This window comes from Streptomyces sp. TAA204, assembly GCF_000424965.1.
Window position 1 is genome coordinate 349,546 of record NZ_AUKW01000006.1, and the last position, 24,015, is coordinate 373,560.

Annotated in this window: 15 protein-coding genes and 1 pseudogene; 5 read left to right on the forward strand and 11 right to left on the reverse strand. The window is 71.3% G+C overall.

The window, feature by feature from the left end; translation table 11 throughout:
- Positions 1-11 precede the first annotated feature (11 nt).
- Both H343_RS30600 and H343_RS30605 read right to left on the reverse strand, forming a co-directional pair.
- Positions 12-3,317, reverse strand: coding sequence for a non-ribosomal peptide synthetase (locus H343_RS30600; protein WP_051265208.1), 3,306 nt, complete (start codon positions 3,315-3,317; stop codon positions 12-14).
- A gap of 1 nt (position 3,318) precedes the next feature.
- Positions 3,319-4,326: a TauD/TfdA family dioxygenase gene (locus H343_RS30605; RefSeq protein WP_078505615.1), complete on the reverse strand. Its 1,008-nt coding sequence runs from the start codon at positions 4,324-4,326 to the stop codon at positions 3,319-3,321.
- A gap of 288 nt (positions 4,327-4,614) precedes the next feature.
- Between H343_RS30605 and H343_RS0114310 the strand changes: the two genes are divergently transcribed.
- Positions 4,615-5,157, forward strand: coding sequence for an HD domain-containing protein (locus H343_RS0114310; RefSeq protein WP_486586900.1), 543 nt, complete (start codon positions 4,615-4,617; stop codon positions 5,155-5,157).
- Between the two features lie 4 nt (positions 5,158-5,161).
- Here the strand turns inward: H343_RS0114310 and H343_RS0114315 are convergent, their stop codons facing one another.
- The 5 genes and pseudogenes from H343_RS0114315 to H343_RS0114335 all read right to left on the reverse strand — a co-directional run bounded on the left by H343_RS0114315 (position 5,162) and on the right by H343_RS0114335 (position 13,017).
- Positions 5,162-5,845, reverse strand: coding sequence for a class I SAM-dependent methyltransferase (locus tag H343_RS0114315; RefSeq protein WP_028431716.1), 684 nt, complete (start codon positions 5,843-5,845; stop codon positions 5,162-5,164).
- A gap of 161 nt (positions 5,846-6,006) precedes the next feature.
- A pseudogene (locus H343_RS33590) lies at positions 6,007-7,719 on the reverse strand (SpoIIE family protein phosphatase); the annotation flags it as partial.
- 1,921 nt (positions 7,720-9,640) lie between these two features.
- The gene (locus tag H343_RS0114325) at positions 9,641-9,847 is read right to left on the reverse strand and encodes a hypothetical protein (protein WP_028431717.1); all 207 of its coding nucleotides are present in this window, start codon (positions 9,845-9,847) and stop codon (positions 9,641-9,643) included.
- 290 nt (positions 9,848-10,137) lie between these two features.
- Positions 10,138-11,427 (reverse strand): aromatic acid exporter family protein, encoded by a 1,290-nt coding sequence (locus H343_RS0114330; protein WP_486586901.1) that lies wholly within the window; start codon positions 11,425-11,427, stop codon positions 10,138-10,140.
- Between the two features lie 921 nt (positions 11,428-12,348).
- A complete protein-coding gene (locus tag H343_RS0114335) occupies positions 12,349-13,017 on the reverse strand; it encodes a TetR/AcrR family transcriptional regulator (RefSeq protein WP_028431719.1) in 669 nt (222 codons plus the stop codon).
- A 255-nt stretch (positions 13,018-13,272) separates the two neighbouring features.
- Between H343_RS0114335 and H343_RS30615 the strand changes: the two genes are divergently transcribed.
- Complete coding sequence (locus H343_RS30615; protein WP_106958848.1) at positions 13,273-14,604, forward strand: YncE family protein; 1,332 nt, start codon at positions 13,273-13,275, stop codon at positions 14,602-14,604.
- A gap of 87 nt (positions 14,605-14,691) precedes the next feature.
- Here H343_RS30615 and H343_RS0114345 read toward each other — a convergent pair whose 3' ends face one another.
- Together H343_RS0114345 and H343_RS0114350 are read right to left on the reverse strand one after the other, a co-directional pair.
- A complete protein-coding gene (locus H343_RS0114345) occupies positions 14,692-15,630 on the reverse strand; it encodes a GHMP family kinase ATP-binding protein (RefSeq protein ID WP_051265215.1) in 939 nt (312 codons plus the stop codon).
- 248 nt (positions 15,631-15,878) lie between these two features.
- Positions 15,879-17,768 carry a propionyl-CoA synthetase gene (locus H343_RS0114350; RefSeq protein ID WP_028431721.1) on the reverse strand — a complete coding sequence of 630 codons (1,890 nt, stop codon included), beginning with the start codon at positions 17,766-17,768 and terminating at the stop codon, positions 15,879-15,881.
- A 352-nt stretch (positions 17,769-18,120) separates the two neighbouring features.
- Between H343_RS0114350 and H343_RS0114355 the strand changes: the two genes are divergently transcribed.
- Positions 18,121-18,948: an aldo/keto reductase gene (locus H343_RS0114355; protein WP_028431722.1), complete on the forward strand. Its 828-nt coding sequence runs from the start codon at positions 18,121-18,123 to the stop codon at positions 18,946-18,948.
- 99 nt (positions 18,949-19,047) lie between these two features.
- Here H343_RS0114355 and H343_RS0114360 read toward each other — a convergent pair whose 3' ends face one another.
- Positions 19,048-20,055: an aldo/keto reductase gene (locus H343_RS0114360; protein WP_028431723.1), complete on the reverse strand. Its 1,008-nt coding sequence runs from the start codon at positions 20,053-20,055 to the stop codon at positions 19,048-19,050.
- A gap of 343 nt (positions 20,056-20,398) precedes the next feature.
- On the opposite strand from H343_RS0114360, the gene H343_RS0114365 reads away from it, so the two are divergent.
- Together H343_RS0114365 and H343_RS0114370 are read left to right on the forward strand one after the other, a co-directional pair.
- Positions 20,399-21,295, forward strand: coding sequence for a LysR family transcriptional regulator (locus H343_RS0114365; protein WP_028431724.1), 897 nt, complete (start codon positions 20,399-20,401; stop codon positions 21,293-21,295).
- Between the two features lie 312 nt (positions 21,296-21,607).
- Positions 21,608-22,018, forward strand: a complete 411-nt coding sequence (locus H343_RS0114370) for an HIT domain-containing protein (RefSeq protein WP_028431725.1) — start codon at positions 21,608-21,610, stop codon at positions 22,016-22,018.
- A 114-nt stretch (positions 22,019-22,132) separates the two neighbouring features.
- Here H343_RS0114370 and H343_RS0114375 read toward each other — a convergent pair whose 3' ends face one another.
- Positions 22,133-23,920 carry a bifunctional 3'-5' exonuclease/DNA polymerase gene (locus H343_RS0114375; protein ID WP_078505642.1) on the reverse strand — a complete coding sequence of 596 codons (1,788 nt, stop codon included), beginning with the start codon at positions 23,918-23,920 and terminating at the stop codon, positions 22,133-22,135.
- Positions 23,921-24,015: the final 95 nt, after the last annotated feature.

Below are 24,015 nucleotides of genomic sequence, written 5' to 3' on the forward strand. Positions count from 1 at the left end.
CGCAGGGCTCCTCAGGCATTGCCTCGGTCGATCCTCGGGATCGGTGCGTGATCGTCCGTTTCCGTCGCGGTCTCGTTCATCCGCTCGCCGATGAGTGAGGCGAGGCTCGCGAGGTCGGTGGCGTTGAAGAACTCACCGATCATGATCCGGACGCCGAACGTGGACCGGATCCGGGCGATGGCGCGGAGCGCGACCAGCGAGTGACCGCCCAGTGCCGCGAACGACGCGCCGCGACCGACCCGCTCGGTGTCCAGCAACTCGGCCCAGATCTCGGCGAGCTGCTTCTCGACGTCGCCGCGGGGCGGCTCGTCCGCGAGTCCGCCTCCGGGCTCGTCGGCGGGTTCGGGCAGCGCAGCGGTGTCGATCTTGCCGTTCGCGTTGACCGGCCATTCGGCGAGCACTGTCAGGTGACGGGGCACGGCCGCCGACGGCAGGCGGTCGGCGAGGAACTCCACGAGGCGGTGTGCCAGGCCGTCCGGGGCGCCGGGCGCGAGGACGTGTGCCACCAGCCGCGGGTGGCCGGCGCCGGTGGTGCGGACCTGGACGAGGGCGTCGGTGACCGCGGGGTCGTCCCGCAAGAGGGCCGCGACTTCGCCGAGTTCGACTCTGTGGCCGCGGATCTTGACCTGATCGTCGGTACGGCCGAGGAAGTCCAGCGAGCCGTCCGGCAGCCAGCGGACGCGGTCGCCGGTCGCGTACAGCCGCTCGCCGTGTTTGAAGGGGTGCGGGACGAAGCTCCTCGCCGTCGCCGCGGGAGCCCCGGCATAGCCGCGGGCGACCTGCACGCCCCCGACGTACAGTTCGCCGGGGACGCCGGCCGGCAGCAGCCGGAGCCTGTCGTCGAGGACGAGGAGTTCGGTGCCGGGGACAGGCCGCCCGATGGGCACGACGTCCGGTACCGGCGCGGTGACATCGCCCGCCGTCACGTCGATGGCCGTCTCGGTGGGCCCGTACTGGTTGACGAACCGCGCCCGCGGCCAGCGGGCGAGTACCCGCTCCGCGAGCCGGCGGGAGAGGCGCTCGCCGCCGCTGAGCAGCAGGCGCAGCCGGGGAGCGTCAGGGCCGTCGGCGCGGACGAACTCCTCCAGCAGCGAGGGGACGAAGTGGCAGACGGTGACGTCCCGGGCGGCGATCAGCTCGTGCAGGTAGTCGACGTCGCGCTGGCCGCCCGGGCGGGCGGCCACCACGGTGGCGCCCGTCACGAGGGGCAGCAGCAGCTCCCACAGCGACACGTCGAATCCGACGGGCGCCTTGTACAGGACCCGGTCTGCGGCGTCGAGCCGGTAGCTTTCCTGCATGCCCGCGAGCCGGTTGAGCAGCCCGCCGTGAGTGCCCAGGACACCCTTGGGCAGACCGGTCGAGCCGGAGGTGAACAGCAGGTACGCGGCCCGCTCCGGTGCCGGCGCCGGAAGACCGGGACGGCCGGAGGGCTGCTCCGAGAGCAGTTCGTGGGTCAGCGCGATACTTCCGCCGGGGGCCGCGTCCCCGGCGGGACCGGTCAGCACCAGACGGGCGTCGCCGATCTCGACGAGCCTGGCGAGGCGGCGCGCCGGCTGGTCGGGCGGCAGCGGCACGGCCACGGCTCCCGCCTTGAACGTGCCCAGCAGGGCGGCGGCGAAGTCGGTGCCGCGGTCCAGGAAGAGCCCTATCCGCTCTTCGGCTTCCACCCCCCTGGAGAGGAGCAGGTGGGCAACCCGGTTGGCGCGCCGGTCGAGTTCGGCGAAGGTCGCGGACTCCCCGGAGGCGTCCGCGACGACCACCACGGCGTCCGGGGTCTCGTCGGCCAGCGACTCGAACCAGCGGACGACATCGGTGTGTCGGGTGCCGGCGGGGGGTACCGCGCCGGGCAGCTCCGCCAGGCCCGCTCGTTCGGCCTCCTCATTCAGCAGGGCGACGGGTGAGTCGGGGGCATGCGCGGCGGCAGTCAGGAGGTCCGTGAACGCGCCTGCGAGCCGCGCCGCGGTGCCGGCGTCGAAGAGTTCGGTGGAGTACTCCAGCCGGCCCTGGAGGCCGCCGTCCTCGGCGGGGGTGAGCTGGACGGACAGGTCGCAGCGCACCGTTCCGACGAGATCGGGCAGCACCTCGACATCGAGGCCGGGCCAGGACGTCTTCAGGGGCGGGTTGTTGTGCAGTGCCAGCCAGTGTCTCGCCAAGGTGGTCTGACCCGACACGTCGCGCTGCAGCGGCAGTTCGCCCACGATCCGCTCGAAGGGCACGTCCTGGTGCGCGTAGGCGTCGAGGCAGACGTCCTGCGTCCGCCGGACCACGGAACGGAAGCGCTCGTCCGGGTCCACGGGCACGCGCAGGGGCAAGGTGTTCACGAAGAAGCCGACGATGTCCTCCAGTTCGGACCGTCTGCGGCCGGCCACGGGTGTGCCCACCACCACGTCGTGGCTCCCGGACCACCGGCCGAGAACGAGGGACCACCCGGCGACGAGCGCCATGAACAGCGTCGCGTTGGAGGAGTCGGTGAGCGTCCGCAGGGCCGACACCACACCGGGGGAGAGCGACAACCCGACGGCGTCCCCGGCGTAGGTCCGCTGCGCGGGGCGCGGCCGGTCGGTCGGCAGGTCCACCATCGGGACTCCGTCGAGGCGTTCCCGCCAGCGCGCCAGCTGGTCCTCCAGCTCTCCCTGCGCGAGCTGGTCACGCTGCCACGCGGCGAAGTCTCCGTAACTGATCTCCAGCTCGGGCAGCGACGGTGGACGATCGTCGGCGAGAGCGCGGTATATCTCGCCGAACTCCTGCACCAGCACCCCGACGGACCAGGCGTCGACGGCGATGTGGTGCATTGAGAGAACCAGAACCCACTCGGGGGACGGCGCGTCGGTCACACGCAGCAGCAGTGGGCGCAGCAGCGGCGGGCGGCTGATGTCGAAGGGCTGTGCGGCGGCTTCCGCGACCGCCTGCTGCAGGGAACCGCGTTCGACGTCCCGTACCGGCAGTTCGAAGGACACCTCCTCGGACGAGTGGACGCGCTGGACCGCTTCGCCGCTCAGGTACGGGTCGACGATCCCCGTGCGCAGGCTCTCGTGCCGTTCCAGGAGAACCCCGAAGCTGCGGCGGAGGAGCCCGACATCGACCTCGCCCCGCAGGCGCAGCGCGCCCGTCCCCACGTACATCGCCGAACCCGAGAGGCTCTGCTCGACGGTGAGGAGGCGCTCCTGTCCGAAGGACAGGGGTGCTCGCGTGCGGTCGCCCACGCGGCGCGGGATTCGGATGTCACCCCGGTCGATGTTGTCCTCGGCGAGCAGCTTGTCCAGCAGCCGCTGCCGTTCCGGGGTCAGTCCGCCCGGCTTGGAGGTCGCTCCGTCCACTTCAGCGCTTCCCAACTCGATGTGCCCCTCCCGCCAGGATCGGCTGGTCGTACCGGCGTTCCGGGACGGTGCCCGCGGGACGTGGCCGGTCGAGGTGCAGGAGGATTCGTTTGAGCCACCGGTCCGTACCGTCGTACCGAGGCTTGAAGGCCTCCCTGCCGTGCACGACGAGATCGTTGTCGATCAGCAGCATGTCACCGGGGCCGATGTCCACGGTCGTGCTGGCACGTTCGAGGCCGGTCATGAGGTTGTCGTAGGCCGACCGGAACTTCGGGTCCTCGATGAGGAACCGCGTATAGGCGGGGTCGAACCGCAGGCACGGTCCGTCGTCGGCGTCCCACACTGTCGCGACCCCGGGCCCGGCGTCGGCGCCTGCTGGCTCGTGCTCTTCCGGCTGTCGTGCGGCGGCGTAGGAGTCGTCGGGCAGGATCTGCGTGTCGGTGCGGCGGAGCAGGTCCAGTTCCGCGTCGGTGAGGTCGACGTCACGGATGGAGGCGACGCGGCTGCCGATGCGATCCGGGTTGCGCATGCACGTCAGGACGATGATGTGGGCCCGCTCGGGGTGGAAGGCGTCCTCGGTGTGCCACTCGAGGGGGGCCTGGCTGCTCGCCCCCACCTGCATGGTCTCGTACCCCTGGGTGGGGACGATGTCGTGTACCAGGCGGCCGTCCTGCTGGCCCGCCCAGCCGAAGGGCCTGCCGAGAGACTGGGCGATCACCGCGATGGCGATGTCCAGCCCGCGGGTCTCGACGGACTGCGCCTCCCCCCACCGTGCCGGCGTCGGCCCGACCGGGAAGAACGGTGTCAGCAGCCCGCGTACCGTCCGAGCGCCCGCACCGCGGTCCGGCGGGGTGACGTGCTCGCGCACTTCCTCCACGAGCCCGTCGGGCACCGATATGCCCTCGCCGAGGAAGTCGTCGGCAGTCCGGCCCGCGTACGCCCACTCCATCGCACAGCTGTGCAACAGTCGGGCAGATCTGGGCAGGCCGACGGCTGCGGTACGAGCCATGCTGCGCTCCTCCGTACTCGGGGTCCCGGGCGCAGAGACCTGGCACCACGGTTCCAGGACTGCCGGAGAACGACTCTAGGCAGCCGTTCCCGCATTGTTGTGTCAGGAGATGCCCTGATGTCCGGCGCAGTCCCGGCCTGCTGCCGGTGGTGTAACGTCCGCAGCGCTTCCGGCCGCCTGCCCTGGGGCGGAGCGGGTCGCTTTTGGCCAACACGAGGGAAGGCTTCCGTGAGCATGGGTCCCGAACTTCCCGCATCTCCCGGGACACCGGCGTGCGCGGGTGCCCGCATGATCGCCGAGAAGTACTGTTCGGCCGCCCTCCTGAACCACTGCCTCCGTTCGTACGTGTGGGCTGCGGCTTACGGGTCCCGCGAAGGAGTGGCCTACGACTCCGAGTTGCTGTACGTCGGCTCGCTGCTCCACGACATCGGGCTGGTGCCCGAGTTCGACAGTCACGCCGTCGGCTTCGACGACGCGAGCGGGCACGTGGCCTACGTCTTCGCGACCGGAGCGGGCTGGGACGAGGAGAGGCGTACCCGCCTCGTCGACATCGTTCTGAGCCACATGTGGGACGTCGTGGACGTCGACGTGCATCCGGAGGGATTCCTGCTGGAGCGCTCCACCAGCATGGACATCTCCGGCCGGTACATGGACGACTTCCCGGCGGATTTCAAGGACGCCGTGCTGGCGCGTCTGCCCCGTGCCGGCCTCGCGGAGGAGTTCCTGGCCTGCTTCCGGGACCAGGCAGGACGCAAGCCGGCCAGCTCGCCCGCGCGGGCCCTGCGAAACGGCATCGCCGAGCGGATCCTCAGCAATGAGCTGGACGGATGAGGCGTCAGTAGCGGCGCCACCACAGCTCGACGGAGTCCTCCAGCTCCAGCCCGGTCCAGGACGCCAGAACCTCTTCGGCCGCCTGCGGCCCGAACTCCAGCTTGACCACTTCCTCCACCGTGGCGCGGTCGGGGAACGCCCACCGGAACGCCACGTGGCTCCTCGACCAGCCCCGCTCGGTCCAGAAGCGTTCGACTGCCCCGGGCTCCGAGGTCGCCCACGCACTGCGGAAGAGCCGGCCGAACGGAGACCTGACGGTGTCGTGGTCGATGACGAAGGACACGCCTCCCGGCCGCATCACGCGCTCAAGCTCGGCGAGGCCCGGTTCGCAGCCGGGCCCGAAGAAGTAGGCCCACCGGGAGTGATGGACGTCCACCGAACTGTCGGCGAGGGGGAGTTCCTGGGCGCCGGCCTCCGTCACCTGAACGTGGGGCAGGTCCAGCACGCGGGTCCTCGCGCGCTCGACGAGCGGCGGATGCGGCTCGACGCCGGTCACCGACCGTGCCGATTCGGCGAACACGGGCAGGTGGAAGCCCGTGCCGCAACCGATGTCCAGGACATCCAGACCGGCCCAGTCCATGACCGAGCGCATGGCGTCCTCCAGGGCGCCGTCGGGGTCCACCGCCAGGTTCTCCAGCTCGTAGACGTCGGGGTCGTTCCAGATGTTGGGGGACGGAATGGCGTGCATGGCCGGACGCTACTGCGTAACCGGTGTGACAGTCATCCCCGTGATCGGGCCCGGCCGCCGGGCTCGCCGAGCGGTGGGCCCGACTCCGGCACCGGCCGGCGCTCCACGCCGGCTTGCGCGCGGAGCGTCGTCCGCCGCCGGTCAAGGCCGGTCAACGCCGGTCAGCTGCCGGGCGTTCCCGGCGCCGTCTGTTCGGCCCAGATGACCTTGCCGTCCTGCGTGTAGCGCGTGCCCCAGCGCTCGGCCAGCTGGGCCACGAGGAAGAGCCCCCGTCCGCCCTCGTCCATGGTGGCCGCGTAGCGCAGATGGGGCGAGGTGCTGCTGTGGTCGAAGACCTCGCAGAAGAGCGTGCGGTCGCGGACAAGCCGCACGTTGATCGGTCCCGCACCGTGGCGCACGGCGTTGGTGATCAGTTCGCTGAGGATCAGTTCCGTGGTGTCCACGAGGTCCTCCAGACCCCACTGCGTGAGGTGCTCGGTGACGGCGGCGCGTACGCGGCGGACAGCGGCGGGGTCCGACTCCACGTCCCACTCGGCGACTTGCCCGGCACCGAGCACGTGCGTACGGGCGACGAGCAGCGCGATGTCGTCTCTCTGGACGTCCGGAAGCAGGGATTCGAGCACGGCGTCGCAGGTCTCCTCCGGCGACCGGTCCGCGTACGCCAGCGTCTCGCCGAGCAGCCGCAGCCCGGCGTCGATGTCCTGCTCGCGGCGTTCGACGAGGCCGTCGGTGTAGAAGACGAGTCTGCTGCCCTCGGGCAGTTGCAACTCGACGGTTTCGAAGGGCCGTCCGCCGATGCCGAGAGGAAGTCCCGGGGGTACGTCCAGGAACTCCACCGTGCCGTCGGGATGTGTGACCGCGGGCATCGGGTGGCCCGCCCTGGCGACGGCGCACGTGCTGGAGACGGAGTCGTAGACGGCGTACAGGCAGGTGGCCCCGGTGATGGCGGTCTCGTCGCCCGCCGCGACCGCGTCCTGGTCGGTGAGGTTGACCAACTCATCGAGGTGGCCCAGGAGTTCGTCAGGCGGGAGATCGAGGGAGGAGAAGTTGCGCACGGCGGTGCGCAGCCGCCCCATGGTGGCGGCGGCATGCAGCCCGTGTCCGACGACGTCGCCCATGACCAGTGCCACCCTGGCGCCCGGCAGAGGGATGACGTCGAACCAGTCACCGCCGACTCCCTCCTGGGCGGGAAGGTACCGGGAGGCGACTTCGACGGCGTTCTGTTCGGGCAGTGCGCGGGGGAGCAGGCTCCGCTGCAGGGCCACGGCCATGCCGTGCTCGCGGGTGTAGCGGCGGGCGTTGTCGAGCGAGACGGCGGCACGGGCGGCCAGTTCGGCCGCGAGAAAGAGATCGTCCTGTTCGAAGGGCTCGGGCTTCTCGGAACGCCAGAAGTTGACGACGCCCAGCAGCATGCCGCGGGCGGGCAGCGGCGCCGTGATGAGCGAGTGGATCCCGTAGTCGAGGATGTGGGACGCACGGGTGCGGTCCACCGCCTGCCACCCCGGGGAATCCCCCAGACGAGGCACCAGTACAGCCTGTCCGCTCTCGATGCTGCGGGCCGGGGGCGATGACCGGCCGAAGGTGATCAATTCGCCCGTTGCGAAGAGGGGAGCGTCGTCGCGGATGCCGCTGTAGGCCAGGCGCCGCATCCGCGTACCGCCGTCGTCGGTGCTGATGCTGGTGCCGTTCACCCCCGGTTCGTCACCGCGCAGCACGGGATCGGCGAGGTCGACGGTGACGAAGTCGGCGAAACGCGGGACCGCCACCTGCGCCAGCTCCTCGGCCGTATGGGTCACATCGAGGGTCGTGCCGATCCCGCCGGTCGCGTCGTAGAGCAGCTCCAGCCGTCGCCGGACCAGCTCGACCCGCTGCGACGCCTCGCCGATCATCTCCATCACGTCATCGGGCCCGACGTGCTCCTCTCCGGCCACCGCGTCGACCGCAAGCCGCGCGGACGCCGCGCCCACCGAGCCGGCGAGCTGGGCCTCCGCGTGGTGGACCAGCTCCGGGGCCGCTTCGGCTGTGGGTGAGTCGGGTTCCCTTCCGGTGTAGGAGCGCATCGCCCTCCGGGCGCCGTCCCGCCCGAGGAAACGCTCCAGCAGAGCCTGCAGTTCGCCGGCGGTGGCACGGACCGGCCAGCGCCTCCGCTCCCTGACGGGCTCCGCGAGGACTTCGACGAACTGCATGGCCTGTGCCTGCTCGGCGGCGTCCGGCCGCCCGGCGAGAGAGACCGCGACGTACCCACCGATGTTCAGCAGCGCACTCCAGAACATCGCATGGCTGACCGGGTCCATCCCCGTCAGGCCGAACAGGTGCTGCGGCCGCAGCAGCTCGATGCCGAGCGGGCCCTGGCGCAGGAACGAGGTGGGAAGCAGCCCGGCGTCGGCGAAGCTCGGCAGCAGCAGGGTGTACGCCCACACCGCGAACCCCGCCATCAGGCCGACCAGCACGCCCCGGCGGGTACCGCCCTTCCAGAACAGGCCGCCCAGGATCGCGGGCGCGAACTGTGCCACCGCCGCGAACGACACCGTTCCGATCGATCCCAGCGCCGGCCCCTCGCCGGCGAGCCGGAAGTAGGAGTAGCCGAGCAGCAGGATCAGCACGATGGTCGCCCGGCGGATGCCGAGCACCAGCCCGGCGACGTCGGCGCGGTGCGCCAGCCGGGACCTGCCGCGCAGCAGAAGCGGCATCACCAGTGAGTTCGACACCATGGTGCTGAGCGCGATGGTCTCGACGATGATCATGCTGGTGCCCGCGCTGAGGCCGCCGATGAAGACGAACAGCGCGAGTGCCTGCGGGCCTTCGGCCATCGGCAGGGCCAGCACGTAGGTGTCGGCGTCGACGGACTCCCCGAATCTCAGCAGCCCGCCGGCCGCGATCGGAAGCACGAAGAAGGTGATCGCGAGCAGGTACAGGGGGAAGAGCCACATCGCCCTCTTGAGGTGGCCCTCGTCCACGTTCTCCACGACGATCATCTGCCACTGCCGGGGCAGCAGCACGATCGCCAGCATGGAGAGCACGTTGAGCCAGACCCATTCGCCGTAGCCGGTCTCCTCCCGCACCGTGAACAGCCGGGTGAGACCGGCGTCCGCTGCCTGGGAGAACAGGTCACCGAGCCCTCCGAACGCCCAGAAGGTCACGAAGATCCCGGCCGAGAGGAACATCACGAGCTTGACCACGGACTCGAACGCGATGGCGGCGACGACGCCTTCGTGGCGTTCGGTGGTGTCCAGGTGACGGGTGCCGAAGAGGATGGTGAACGCGGCGAGCAGCAGCGCCACGTAGAACCCGGTGTCCTGGAACAGCGGGATGTGGCCCAGCTCCGAGGTGGAGGTGATCTCGGGGTGCCGGCGAAGGATCTCGAAGGTGTTGGAGATCGCCTTGAGCTGCAGCGAGATGTAGGGAACGATCCCCACCACGGCGATGACCGTCACGAGGCCGCCCAGTGCGGCGCTCTTGCCGTAGCGGGCGGAGACGAAGTCGGCCAGCGAGGTGATCCGCAGCCGCCGGCTGATCCGGATGATTCTGCGCAGCACCAGCCAGCCCAGCGCGAACATGAGCATCGGGCCCAGGTAGACCGACAGGAAGCCGACTCCGGCCGTGGCGGCCGTGCCCACGTTGCCGTAGAAGCCCCACGCGGTCTCGTACACGGCCAGGGACAGCGCGTAGACGGTGGCGTTGTTGATCAGGCTCCTGCCGGTGTCCGCGCGCCGGTCGGCGTATGAGGCCACAGCGAAGAGCAGTCCGAGGTACCCCACCGAAACCGCGACGATGACCCAGGTCTGGAGCACGGCGCTACCTCGATCTGCCGCCGATGACGGCGACCAGGACGATCACGGACGCCCAGACGATGTACAGGTAGGCCCACAGAACCGGGACTCCGAAGACCCGGTCCGTGCGGTCGAACTGCACGAGCAGCGGCGGAACGATCAGCACCAGCCCCAGTCCCGCCACGGCCACCAGGCGCCCGGCGAGCTGTTCGTCGTCCCGCGAGTCCGCCACGGGCTGCCTCCGTATCCTCGATGTCACGCCGTGGACCGACCCGGTATGCGCAATGCCCTACGGTGACGCCGAGCGGCACCCGCCGCGCGCACCCTGCCCAGTCCAACACGGCATGCGGACACCTCGTAGAGCGCCACGCCCACTGCCGGCTGCGGTCCGGCAGCGAGAGTGATCACGGTTCCGCCGACCCGGCAGCGCCGCCAAGTCCGGCTCCCGGGTCCACCGCCGAATCCATGCATGACGGACCACGGTGAGCCCCGCCCCGACGATGCAGCGGCCCGCGCGCCGTCCTACGCTTCCGCCACCGCCTTGCGGAAGACGTCACAGGTGTGCTGGACCTCCTCCATGAGCCGGGTCGCCTCCGCCATCAGGATGCCGTACGGCTGGGAGGGGTCACCCAGTGACAGGGTGTTCTCCCGCACGCTCTGCACGAGCCGGATGTGGCACTCCCGCGCTCTGTCGGTGCACAGACACAACTCCCGCGTCTCCTCACGCATGTTGTGCTCGTCGATGCGGCCCAGAAGGCCGGCGACCTCCGCGAAGCAGGCAAGGAAGTCCCCGTAGCGCAGCAGGAAGTCACCGAACTGCGGCTCCCCGTCCTCCTCGGTGTGCTGCCACTGGGCGAAGCTCCTGGTCATCGAGACGACCTGGTAGGTGACCCGCTCCAGCGCCTCGATGACCGTCTGGCATCCCAGCAGGTAGGAGTGGCCGGGACGCAGCAGACAGCGCGGGTTGTAGTAGGTGCTCTCGCGGGCGGTCTGCGCCGCGACCTGCGCCTGGTCGACGATGGACCGCAGGTTCGCGGCACGGCGCTGCCAGTGCTCCGTCAACTCCTCTCCCGGTTTCCCCTCCCACAGGACGGGATACATGTCGCCGACCAGGTCGCCCAGGGTGTTCCCGAGCGTATGGATGCCGTACTCGGCGCTGTGGTAGCGCACCGGGGGGAAGACGAGCACATTCACCAGCACACCCGTCGTGCACCCGAGGAGGACGAGAAGGATGATCTGCCCGAGCTGCGTCAGGCCGTGGCTGACACTCGTCGCGGAGGCGTAGGCGGAGAAGGCGAAGAAGGCGGCCGTGGTCACCTGTGGGCCGTGGGTGCCGAGGGGCCGCCACCGGCCTATGACCAGCGCGGCGAGCGCCATGACTGCGAAGGTCACCAGTCCCGGATCGGCCATGAGCCCGAGGGCGCCCTGGAGCAGGACCCCCACCACCACGGCGCCCACGTAGCGCAGAGACTGCAGCAGCGTCTGATAGGCGGTGATCTGCATGATCAGTACCGCCGAGAACGGGGCGAAGGCGGGATTCTGCGCCTGCATCACGTCGTGCGCGAAGAACCAGGAGATGGTCGCGACGAGAGTGCTCTTGCCTATCAGGGTGACCGTGTCGCGTTCGTGGCTGTTGGCCGCCGCGGCTCTGTGCAGCCACTGCTTCGCGCGGGTGATGCCGCCCGCGGCCGGCGGTTGGGCATCCCGGGGCTCCGCCGCCGGATGCGGTGTCAGGGGCTTCCCGGTGCCCGCGGGCAGCGGCCGTACGTGGCTGCCGGCGATCGAGCGGAGAGCGGAGCGTCGAGTGGCCACGGCGAAACGGCGGCGAGGGGCCTCGACGGACCATGGATCATGCGCGGTTGTCCTGAACACGCCCGGACCTCCAGGGACAAGCGGTGAATCGGTGTGTACGGACGGTCTTCGCCGGGGCCGTTGCGCCCCGGCGGACCGGACTCGGCGAACCCCGTCGGCGCGGCCCACATGTCCGCCTGGCCGGACGGGAGTTGCGATGAGGAAGAGATCTGGGAGAAGTTCGTGAACTGCGTGGTGCGCGAGTCCGTGGTGGCGCTGTATGGACCGCCGCGTTCGCGGGCCGCGCTCACGCCCGTCGCGAGGACGTCCCGGAGCGACGCCGGGGAGGGAACCCGAAGCCGGGCGGGCGTGCGCTCAAGTCTCAGGCCCCGACGCCGGCTTGCGGCGGTCGGTCGGGGAGGGCGGAAGGGTCTCCAGCGGGACGGCGCGGGGGGAGTGCCACCGCAGGGCCGGTCTCCCGGGGAGTGCTGTCGTCGTGCGGCCGGGTGCAGAAGGTGCACGGGGCCGGGTGGTGCGCGCTCGGGACTTCGGGCGCCGGTATGAGCATGAACGTCACGACCTCTCCACCGTCTTCTGACGTCGGGCGTGCTTGTCCCAGGCCGTTGCGCCCGGGGTTCTGTTCGTTCTCATTGCATTCTGGGTGAACGCACGGGGCCCCGCACCGCGAGAACCGCCTCCCGCGGGCGTTCGGTGCGGACGCCCCACCACCGCTCCCGGCAGTGCGGATTCGCCGGCCGGCGGCACGGCCGGCGGTATGACCGGGCATCTGCGGGCGCTGCGGATCACGGGCGGCCAGGGCCGTCGCTCCGCATCCGTCCTGGCCGGCTTGCGAGCTTCGGGCACCCCGGATTCGGCCGTTCGTGTGGTGAGCGAGTCACGTGCGGCTCGACGAGCAGCCTGTGGTGCGGCTGTGCGGAGGCGTCACGGGCTCCGGGGGGCCGGGTCACCTGCCGCAGGACGCAGCAACGCCAGCAGCAGGCGCACGAGTTCGTCCACGACCTCGTCGAGCGTGGCGTCCACCCAGCCCGCTGCCCAGTCGTGCAGGAGGCCGTTCACACTGCCGATGAAGGCGGCGGCGGCGAGGCGGTGGTCACGGTCGGCCGCCTCACCCCTGCCGACAGCCGCTGCCGCCTCGTTGCGGATCAGGTCGATCCACCGTGCGCGGCGGGTCAGCCGTTGTTCATCCAGACGGGGGCTGACACCGACGATCTCGGTGAAGCTGATCCGTATGCGGCGCGGGTCCTCGGCGAGGCTGGCCGCGTACGCGCGGAAGACGCGGCCGTAGCGTTCGGCGAAAGGCAGCCCGCCGGTCCGGGCGAGTGCCTCGACGACGGCGCTCTCGGCCCAGTCGTTGGCTTCCAGGTGCAGGGCGGCGAGCACGTCTTCGAGGGTGCGGAACTCCTCGTAGAACTGCCGGGTCGAGAGCCCGGCCGCCTCGCAGAGCGCGGCGACGGTCGTCGCGCGGTAGCCCGGCCCGCCTCCGAAGAGCTCCAGTGCCGCGTCGAGGAACCTCCGGCGCCGTTCGGCGTGCCGCTCCGTGGCGGCCTTGCCCGCGTAGCGGCCGGTCGACCGCCTGAGCCGCTCCGTCACACCTCACCCCTCGCTCGTGTCCCGGCCATCTTCTCCCTTACGGGGGGTTGAAGAACCGCGGGCCCGTCGTTACTTTCAAGTAGCCAAGTGTGAAGTGAGGCGTTTTCACATTGCCCCGGCGAGGGCGCCTCACCAGCAGCACGACTGCCCGGAGAGCGCCGCCGCGCCCCATGGAGGGCATGGCATGCCCACGCTCGCCTCAGGTCCGTCCGCTCGCCGCCCGGCGGACGCGGAGCCGCTACGCGAAGGAGAGCCATGCCCGTATCCAGGAACAGGAACGAGCCGGCCGCGACCGGAGCCCTCACGCTCCGGGGCGGCCCACCCGCGCGGCGCCGTAGGCGGCGGCTGACGCTCGCGATCGCCACGGCGCTCGTGGCCGCCGCGACCACCACCGGCGCGTCGGCCGCCGCGAACGAATCCGCCGCCCGTGACGCCGCTGACCTTCGGGAGGTGATGTTCGTCGGCAACAACTGGGACGGCACCGCCGACGTGATCGAGTCCAAGGGCGGCTTCGAGAAGCTGGGGCGCATCAATGTGATCCCCGACAAGGAGGAGCGGCTGAAGGAGATCTACACCAACCCCGTCAAGCTCATCTTCTTCCTGGCCATCCGCAACGGACCGGGAGAAGGACACGATCAGTTCGTCGACGACATGTACTCCACCCCCGACGGTTCGGCCATGGTCGTATCCCGTCCCAGCTTCGCCGACGTCGTCTCCGTCGACGTGGCGACCGGGGAGATCAACTGGCGCTTCCCCGTCTCCGGTTTCCGCTCCGACCACATGGCCGTCTCACCGGACGGCGAGCGCGTCGCGGTCTCCGCGTCCACCTCCAACACCGTCCACGTCCTCGACATCGAGACGGGGGAGGAGGCCGGCTCCTTCAAGACGGGCGACAAACCCCACGAGAACGTCTTCACCGACGGTGGGAAGCACATCTGGAACATGTCCATCGGCGACGTCCAGACGTCGCTGGACGACCCCGCGATGGACTGGACGAAGGGCGACCGCAAGATCACCGTCGTCGACGCCGACACCTTCGAGGAGGTCAAGGTCATCGACATGCGCGACAGGCTCGACGCGTTCGGCCGCGAGGACCTCTCCGACGCCGTCCGCCCGGTCGCCTTCACCCCGGACGAGTCCAAGCTCTACTTCCAGGTCTCCTTCTTCAACGGCTTCCTCGAGTACGACGTCGCGGACGACAAGATCACCCGCGCCAAGACGCTCCCCAAGAACCCCGAAACCGACGAGGACCGCACCACCTGGGTCAACGACTCGCGCCACCACGGCATGTCGATGAGTCCGCAGGGCGACAAACTCTGCGTGGCGGGGACCATGGACGACTACGCCACCGTGGTCGACCGCGCCACCCTGGAGGAGGGCCCGCTGGTCGAGGTCTCCAAGCCCTACTGGGCGACCGTCAGCGGCGACGGCAGGTCCTGCGTCGTCTCGGAGAGCGGAAGCGACCGGGTCACCGCCATCGACTTCGCCACCGGGAAGAAGACGGCCTCGGTACCCGTGGGGGACCATCCGCAGCGCGTCCGGCTCGCCCACGTACCGGCCGACTGGACCAGTCCGCCCGAGGGCTGAGGCCGACTCCTCGCCACGGGGCGGGAGTTGTCCCTGGCTGCGTGAGGTCGACAGGGAGCCGGGCCGGCTGTCCTCGCCCCGTCTGCTTCACGCGGGAAGGAGACCGCCCGGGGCCGGGACGGGGGCGCCGGGGAAGGTCAGCGTCCGGTAGACGGCCACGCTGCCGGCGAGTTCGGCGCACGCCCGGGCCGCCGCGGTGGCCCGGTGCGTGCAGGACCGGTCCCGGGTGTCCAGGAGGATGCCGAGCGTCGTTCCGCTGTGCCCGACGGCCACGCCGAGACCGCCCACCTCCCGGCAGATCTCCCGCATCGGTTCCAGCGAGCGCTTGTGCCGGACCGACTGGTTCATCAGCGCACTGCGCGTCGCGACCCTGCCCACCTCCTCCAGATCGTGCCTGGGCACGGCGTGCGCGAGCCGCTCCAGCAGACGTGCGTACTCGTAACCGTCCGCCGTGGTGTACGGCTTGGGGATGCGGTTGAAGCCAATGGTGTCGACGGCGCCCCCCTCGTCCAGCCCCACCACGGTCATCGGCGGGAGCGACCCGAGGACGGCCCGCAGGCGGACGCTGCGGTGGTGGAAGGCGACGATCGCCGGATAGAGGACTCCGTCGGTCGGCTCGATGCGGGCCAGCAGCCTCTCGATCCTGGCGGGCGGCATGGGGGTCTCCAGCGCGTTCGCCACGGCCCGCGCGGTGGCGACCAGGTCCGCCGAGGAACTGGCCAGTCCCTTTCCCTCGGGAATCACGCTGTTGACGTTCAGCACGCCCCCGGCCGCGCTGCGGGTCTCCTCGGTGATCATGCGCGCCAGCCGCAGCGCCTTCTTCTTGTGCGCGGGACGTACGACGATCCCGTCGCGCCCGGGGTCCTGCCGGAAGGTGGCCATGGTCCACCGGGCGACGGGCAGTGTCACCAGGAAGTCCCCGTCCCTCTCCGGGAGTTCGCCCTGGAGCAGTTCGCCGAAGGTCCCGAAGGCGGTACCGACACCTGTCGGGCCCTGCCGCGGAACCACTGTCCGGGACAGCTTCATCTCTTCGCCTCCTCGGTGCGCGGGTGCGGTGCCGTCGAAGCATAAGATGAAAGTGATAATCATTCCAGCTCGGAGCCGATTGGAGTCGCGGAAGGCGGTTTCCGGCTCACCGGCGGCCCTGACGGCCCCACCCACCGGTGTGGGAGCAAAGGGCAGCGGAGCCGGGGCCGTTGCGGCGGCGTTGGTCATCCGCGTACGCGGTGGCGCAGCCAGACGGGCCGGGTCCGGCGCCGCACCGCCGGCACTCCTCACTCCTTGCGCAGCGCGGGCCGTAGCGCGTCGAGCACGCTCGCGTCGTCGATCGTGCCGGGGACGGGCTCGTCCCGCCCCTCGGCGATGCCCCGCATGGACTTGCGCAGGATCTTCCCCGACCGTGTCTTGGGCAGCGCCGGCACCACGGCGACATCCTTGAGCGAGGCGACAGCACCGACCTGGTCGCGCACCATCCGGACCAACTCCGCCTGCAGCTTTGCCGTGTAGCCCTCGGCGGCAGCGTCGACACCGGACTTGAGGACCACGAAGCCGCGCGGGACCTGGCCCTTCAGCTGGTCGGCGACACCGATGACGGCGCACTCGGCCACGTCCGGGTGGCCGGCCAGGACCTCCTCCATGCCGCCCGTCGAGAGCCTGTGCCCCGCGACGTTGATGACGTCGTCGGTGCGTCCCATGACGAACAGGTAGCCCTCGTCGTCGAGATAGCCGCCGTCGCCGGTGAGGTAGAAGCCCTCGAACGCCGACATGTAGGACGCCACGAACCGCTCGTCGTCCCTCCACAGCGTCGGCAGCGCGCCCGGAGGCATCGGCAGTTTCGCCACGATCGCGCCGCTGGTGCCGGGCGGCACCGGCTTTCCGTCGCCGTCGAGGACCTGGATGTCCCAGCCGGGCAGCGGCCTGGTCGGCGAACCGGGCTTGACCGGGAGCAGTTCGATGCCCGCCGGGTTTGCGACGATCGGCCACCCCGTCTCGGTCTGCCACCAGTGGTCGATCACGGGGATGCCGAGCAGTTCGGAGGCCCAGCGGTAGGTCCCCGGGTCGAGACGTTCACCGGCGAGGAAGAGGTACTTCAGCGACGACAGGTCCCACCGGCGGGCGTGTTCGCCCTCCGGGTCCTCCTTCTTCAGCGCCCGGAACGCCGTGGGCGCGGTGAACATCGCGCGCACGCCGTACTCGGAGGCGACGCGCCAGAACTGGCCCGCGTCCGGGGTGCCGACGGGCTTGCCCTCGTAGAGCACCGTCGTCGCGCCGGCCAGCAGCGGCGCGTAGACGATGTAGGAGTGCCCGACGACCCATCCGACGTCGGAGGCGGTGAAGAGGGTCTGGCCCGGGCCGACGTCGTAGACGTGCGTCATGCTCCAGGTCAGGGCCGTCGCGTAACCGCCGCAGTCACGCACGACGCCCTTCGGCTTACCGGTCGTCCCGGAGGTGTAGAGGATGTAGAGCGGATCGGTCGAGCGGACCGGGACCGGTTCGGCGGGCGGGGCCGCGGCGCACGCCTGCGCCCAGTCCACGTCTCCCTCTCCCAACTCGGCCTCGGCCTGCGGACGTTGCAGGATCACCCGGTGCGCGGGCTTGTGCGAGGCCAGCTCGATCGCCTTGTCCAGCAGCGGCTTGTACTCGATGACGCGCGAACCCTCGATCCCGCAGGAGGCGGAGACCACCACGGCGGGCGAGGCGTCGTCGATCCGGACGGCGAGCTCCTTCGCGGCGAAGCCGCCGAAGACCACGGAGTGCACCGCGCCCAGTCGCGCGCAGGCGAGCATCGCGATCAGAGCCTCGGGCACCATCGGCATGTAGATCACCACCCGGTCGCCCTTCCCCACGCCCAACTCCCGCAGCGCTCCCGCGAAGACGGCGACCTCGTCACGGAGCTCTCCGTAGGTCCAGGTCGCGGCGATGCCGGTGACGGGGGAGTCGTAGATCAGCGCGGTCCGGTCCGCCCGCCCCCCGTCGGCGTGCCGGTCCAGTGCGTTGTGGCAGACGTTCAACTCGCCGTCGGGGAACCACCGGTAGAAGGGCGGACGGGTGTCGTCCAGCGCCCTCGACGGCGCCCTGTGCCACTCCAGCGCCCCCGCTGCCTCCAGCCAGAACCGTTCCCGGTCCGACACGCTCGCACGGAAGATCTCCTCGTACTCGCCCACCGGGGCCTCCTTCCCGGGCGGCCCTGGGGCCGCCCCGTCGCGTGCTGGCCGTCCGCCGGCCGGGCCGCCCGCCCGTCCGGGCGGGACCCGGGCCGTCCTCGCCGGCGGACGGGAGCCGCCGCCTCGAAGGCAGCCGCGGCCTCCGCCCGTCCGGTACAGCGACGATACGGCCAGGACGCTGCCCTGGTCAGCAGCCAGGACGCTCCGTCCTCGGCGGCGGGGAGAACGGCTGTGGTCCCGCACGGCCCCGGGGCTGCCGGCGCACGCGAGCCGCCGGGAAGGGAAGCGGAAGCAGGTCTTCCCTAGAGTTGTCCCGTCCGTACCACCACAGCGACGACCCGAGGAACGCCACGTGAGCAACGTCCCCGCTGTCACCCTCAGCAACGGAATCCGCATGCCGCAACTGGGCTTCGGCGTCTACAAGGTGCCGGAGGAGGAGACCCGGGAGGTGGTCACCACCGCTCTGGAAGCCGGGTACCGCAGCTTCGACACCGCCACCCTGTACGACAACGAAGCCGGCACCGGAGCCGCACTCGCCGCCTCCGGCATTCCGCGCGGGGAACTGTTCGTGACCACCAAGCTCTGGAACACGGACCAGGGCCACGACGCGGCGCTGCGTGCCTTCGACCTCTCCCTGGACAGGCTCGGCATGGACTACGTCGACCTCTACCTCATCCACTGGCCGCTGCCGCGGCGCGACCTGTACGTCGAGACGTGGCGCGCCCTGGAGAAGGTTCACGCCGAGGGACGCGCCAAGGCCATCGGCGTCTCCAACTTCCATCCTGCCCACCTGAGCAGGCTGATCGACGAGACCGGAACCGTCCCCGCCGTCAACCAGGTCGAGCTCCACCCGCGGCTGCAGCAGGAGCAGTTGCGGGCTTTCGACGCCGAGCACGGCATCGCCACGGAGGCGTGGTCCCCGCTCGGCCGCGGCAACGGAGTACTGGACGATCCGGCCGTCACCGCGGCCGCGGCGAAGCACGGCAGGTCGCCGGCCCAGGTGGTGCTGCGCTGGCACCTCCAGCTGGGGAACGTCGTCATCCCCAAGTCGGTGACACCCGCCCGCATCCGGGAGAACTTCGACGTCTTCGGCTTCACGCTCGACGAGGACGACATGGCCTCCCTCGCCGCCCTGGAGACGGGCGAGAGGGTCGGACCCGACCCCGACACCTTCAACTGACCGGCCGCGCGGGCCCGTTCCGGCTCCGTGCCACCCAGCGGGCCCCGGCCCCGGGGCCGCACAGGGCGGCAGCCCGGGCCAGGCCCGGGGCACTCACGCTCAGGCGGGAGCCGGTGCCCGGCTCAGCAGCTCGTCGATACGCCTCAGTTCGTCGTCCGCGAAGTCGAGCCGTTCGGCCGCCGCGACGTTGTCGGCCAGCTGCTCGGGGCTGCTCGCACCGACCAGCGCCGAGGTGACGCGACCGCCGCGCAGTACCCAGGCCAGCGCCAGCTGCGCCAGCGACTGCCCGCGCTCACGCGCCAGTTCGTGCAGTCCACGCAGCATGCCGAGGGTCTCCTCGGTGATCTGGTCGGTGCTGAGGAACGGACTCGCCCCGGCGGCGCGGGAGTCGGCCGGGATGCCGTCGAGGTAGCGGCCGGTGAGCAGGCCCTGCGCCAGCGGTGAGAAGACGATGGACCCGGTGCCCGTCTCCTTCAGCGTCTCCAGCAGTCCCTCCTCCTCGGGCCGCCGGTCGAGCATCGAGTAGCGCGGCTGGTGGATGAGCAGCGGCGTGCCCAGTTCGCGCAGGATGCGCGCGGCCTCGCGCGTCTGCTCGGGGGAGTAGTTGGAGATGCCCGCGTAGAGGGCCTTGCCCTGCTGCACCGCGGAGTGCAGCGCCCCCATCGTCTCCTCCAGGGGTGTTCCGGGGTCGGGCCGGTGGGAGTAGAAGATGTCGACGTGGGAGAGTCCTGTGCGGCCGAGGCTCTGGTCGAGGGAGGCGAGCATGCTCTTGCGGGAGCCCCATTCGCCGTACGGGCCGGGCCACATGAGGTTACCGGCCTTGGTGGAGACCACGATCTCGTCGCGGTACGGGCGCAGGTCCTGGTCGAAGACCCGTCCGAAGGCGGTCTCCGCGGCGCCGGGCGGCGGCCCGTAGTTGTTGGCGAGATCGAAGTGCGTCACGCCCAGGTCGAAGGCGCGGCGGACGATGGCCCGCTGGTTCTCCAGCGGGCGGTCCGTGCCGAAGTTGTGCCACAGGCCCAGCGATATGGCGGGCAGGTGGAGGCCGCTGCGGCCGGTGCGGCGGTAGGGCATGGTGGCGTAGCGGCCGTCGTGGGCTCGGTACACGGTGGATCTCCTAGGGACGACGGTTCAGTGCGGGGACCGGAACCCGGTGCGTACGCGGAACGGCGCCGGCGCAGCCGCTCGCGTACACACGCAGGCCGGCGGGCCGGCGGAGCGATGAGTCGACAAGACGCCAAGACGACCATGCCGCCGGGGTGTTCTGTTGATCCGGGTGGTCAGGTCTTCGGGTCCTCAGGGGTGCACAGCGCGGTGGCCCCCGCAGATGTGCTCCGCATGCGTTCGCTCCTCAACCCGGTGCCGCGGTGGACCTCTTCAGGTTCGCCCGTTCCGGGCGATGCGTCCAATAGAAGAAAGCGAACGGATTCAGCGACTATGCTTCTCAATCGTGGAACTGAGGCACCTTGAGTACTTCGTGACCGTCGCCGGGGAACGGCACTTCACGCGCGCCGCTGAACGGCTGCTGGTCTCCCAGTCCGGCCTGTCGGCGTCCATCCGTGCCCTGGAGCGGGAGCTGGGCGCCAAGCTGTTCGTACGCACCACCCGCAGCGTCGAGCTGACCGGGGCCGGCGAGGCCCTGCTGAGCGAGGCTACGCGTACGCTCGCGAGCGTACGGGCGGCGAAGGAGGCGGTCGCCGCCGTACAGGGACTGCTGCGCGGCACGCTGTCCGTGGGTACCGAGCAGTGCATCGCCGGCGTGAACGTGCCCGGACTGCTGGCCCGCTTCCGCGCGGAGCACCCGGAGGTGGAGATCAGGCTGCGGCAGGCCGGATCGGCCCGGCTGACCGGGATGGTCGCCGACGGGAGCCTCGATCTGGCCTTCGTCGCACTGTGCGGGCCGCCGCCGCGGGGCGTGCACCTGATACCGCTCACGCACGAACCCCTCGTCCTGCTCTGCCATCCCGGGCATGCCCTCGCGGCCGGGGAGCAGGCGCGGTGGGCCGAGCTGAAGGGCGAGGCACTGGTGGACTTCCAGGCCGACTGGGGTGTGCGGCAGCTCACCGACAGGGCCTTCGCCGCCGCGGGAGTCGAACGCCAGGTCGCCCTGGAGGTCAACGACGTCCACAGCATGCTCGAACTGGTCGACCAGGGGCTCGGAATCGCCGTCGTCCCGCGCCACTTCGCCGGCAAGCCCCAGGCGTCGGGGCTGCGTACGCTCTCCCTGAGCGAGGGCCCGCAGCCGGTGTGGGAGGTCTCGGTGGCGGTACCGGCCGGGGACGCAGCCTCTCCCGCGGCACGGAAGCTGTGCGCCTGTCTCGGCCTGACCGGGAACGCGCCGTGGTGAGAGGAGTCAACTCGCCTCTCGCACGGAGGTGCTGGCCGTGGCGTGGGCGGGACGGCTCGGTCGTGGGTTCGGCTCCGCCGGCGTCGCACTCCTCGAAGTCTCCGACCTGGCCGGTGCGTTCCCCGAGCCGGGCGCCGCGTCTGCCGGCAGCTGCGCCGGCAGGGACGCTGCGGTACGGGAGCGTGAGGCCGGCACGCCCGCCGGGCCCGCAAGGCGGTCCCGCCTCCGTCCAGCCGCCGAGCCTGTCCGGCGTGGCCCGAACCATGCCCGTCCTTCGCGCCGCTCGGGCCCGGGAGGAGGTTGACTGGGCGAGTGGACTGCATCTTCTGCGACATCGTCAACGGCCGGCGCCCCTCACACCAGGTCTTCGAGGACGAGGCGGTGGTCGCCTTCCTCGACGCCCGTCCGCTCTTCCCCGGGCACACCCTCGTCGTACCGCGCGGACACCACGAGACACTGACCGATCTGCCCGCGCAGGCTGCGGGGGCGCTCTTCGGCCGCGTGCAGCGGATCACCGCCGCCGTCGAGACGGCCATGGAGGCCGACGGTTCGTTCGTCGCCGCCAACAACATCGTCAGCCAGTCCGTTCCGCACTTCCACGTGCACGTCGTCCCCCGCAACCGCAAGGACGGGCTGCGCGGCTTCTTCTGGCCGCGCAGCCACTACGCGGACGAGGCGGAGGCCGAGGCCGTCGCCGAGCGGCTGCGTTCGGCGCTGGAGTGATGACCGGGTACCCGTGACCCATGAATCCGGCGACCGTGTACCCCGTGGCCCGGAACTGCCGTCGCGCCGCACCGGTGCCGTGCCGCCCGCCCTTCCGGCTCCCGGCCGGACGCCTCACTTGGCGTCCGCGTAGCACTCCACGACGGCCGTGGTGAACGGGAACCGCACCGGCGTCGGGCCGAAGGCCGCGCGCGCCGCCCGGCGGCCCGCCCTGCGGACCGCCTCCGCCACACGCTGGGCCTCCTCGGCGGGACAGTGCACGATCACCTCGTCGTGCTGGAAGAACACCAGCTCCGCCTCCGTCCCCACCAGCTCCTGGCGCAGCGCGGCCAGCAGCAGCACCGCCCAGTCCGCCGCACTGCCCTGCACCACGAAGTTCCGGGTGAACCGGCCCCGTGCGCGGGCCGCGCCGGTCCCGGCTCTCCCCGCTGCCGGAGCCCGGCCGCCCTGCCCGTCTCCCTCCGGGCCCTCGTCTCCCTCGTCTCCCTCCGCGCCCTCCGAGCCCGCGGGCGGACAGGTGCGCCCCAGGTACGTACGCACCAGGCGCCCCTCCTCACCCGCCCGTGCCGCCTCGTCCAGATAGGCGACGGCAGCCGGGAAGCGGCGCCGCAGCGCCGCGAGGTGCTTCAGCCCGTCGCCACTGGTCTGTCCGTAGACCGCGCCCAGGAGCGCGAGTTTGGCCTGGGCGCGGTCCCCGGAGAAGCCCCGCTCCGACAGCGTCGTGTAGAGATCGTGGTCGCTGCCCGCGACCGCCGCCAGCCCCGGGTCGCGCGAGACCGCCGCCAGCACGCGCGGTTCCATCTGGTCGGCGTCGGCCACCACCAGCCGCCGGCCCGGGTCGGCCACCACCGCCCGGCGCACCACTTTCGGGATCTGCAGCGCGCCGCCGCCGTTGGTGGTCCAGCGTCCCGAGGCGGCGCCGCCCGGTACGTACTCGGCGCGGAAACGTCCGTCCCGCACCCAGGAGCGCAGCCAGGACCAGCCGTGCGCGGTGTAGAGGCGGTAGAGCTTCTTGTAGCGCAGCAGCGGCTCCACCGCCGGGTGGTCGACCTCCCGCAGCTCCCACGCCCTGGTCGAGGAGAGCCCGATCCCGGCCCGCGCGAAGGCCCGCAGCACGTCGGCCGGCAGATCGGGCCGCACCCGTACCCCCGCACCGAAGGCGTCCGAGACTTCCTCCTCCAGCTCGGCCAATCGCCGGGGGAGGCCGCCACCCCCGTAGCGCTCGCCGAGGAGCTCATCCAGCAGTGCACGGTGTATGTCCGCGCGCCAGGGCACACCCGCCCGTCCCATCTCCACCGCCACCAGCGTTCCCGCGGACTCCCCGGCCAGCAACAGCCTCATCCGGCCGGGGTGTTCGGCAACAGCCGTACGCTCCAGCTGCGCGGCGTACACCTCCAGCAGCGCCGTCATCGGGTCCACCCCCTCCGGCAGCGGAACCGGCCCCGCCTCGAACAGCGACGGCTCAGGGTCGGCTTCACGGGAGGCGGCGGGCGGATCCGGCGGCACCGGCAGCCCGTGCAGCCGCGCCCACGCGGCGGGCAGGGAACGCGGCCGCCCGGCCCGCCCCTCGTGGGCCAGCAGCAGTGCCTCGGCCGTCTCCACGTCGTAGCACCGCTCCACCCGCACCCCGGCCTGCAGCAGCCGAGGATGGACGGCGGCGGTCGACCGCCACACCCAGCGGCCCACGCCGGGCCGTGCCCGGACCGCCGAGACCGCCGACTCCTCCGTGCGGACCGGCCCCGCCGCCCGCCCGTGCCCGTCGAGCGGACAGACCAGGGCACGGCCGTCCGCGGACTCGGCGAGCGCCCAGCGTGGCACCGTGGTGGCGCCGGCTTCCGTGCCTGCGCCATCTGCGCCGCTGCCTCCGTCCGTACGGACCGTGTCTCCCGGGTCAGACGTCATGCCGTGGAGTGTGGCACCGGGGTCCGACAGGGACTCCGGCATCGACTCGGGCCGGACTCCGGCATGACTCCGGCCGGAGCCCGGCTCAGCCCGGC

Bases quoted from the DNA above. Each gene is read 5' to 3' on its own strand.
- H343_RS30605 (WP_078505615.1), bottom strand. From the start codon at position 4,326: ATGGCTCGTACCGCAGCCGTCGGCCTGCCCAGATCTGCCCGACTGTTG.
- H343_RS0114310 (WP_486586900.1), top strand. From the start codon at position 4,615: ATGATCGCCGAGAAGTACTGTTCGGCCGCCCTCCTGAACCACTGCCTC.
- H343_RS30615 (WP_106958848.1), top strand. From the start codon at position 13,273: ATGCCCGTATCCAGGAACAGGAACGAGCCGGCCGCGACCGGAGCCCTC.
- H343_RS0114315 (WP_028431716.1), bottom strand. From the start codon at position 5,845: ATGCACGCCATTCCGTCCCCCAACATCTGGAACGACCCCGACGTCTAC.
- H343_RS0114345 (WP_051265215.1), bottom strand. From the start codon at position 15,630: ATGAAGCTGTCCCGGACAGTGGTTCCGCGGCAGGGCCCGACAGGTGTC.
- H343_RS0114375 (WP_078505642.1), bottom strand. From the start codon at position 23,920: ATGACGTCTGACCCGGGAGACACGGTCCGTACGGACGGAGGCAGCGGC.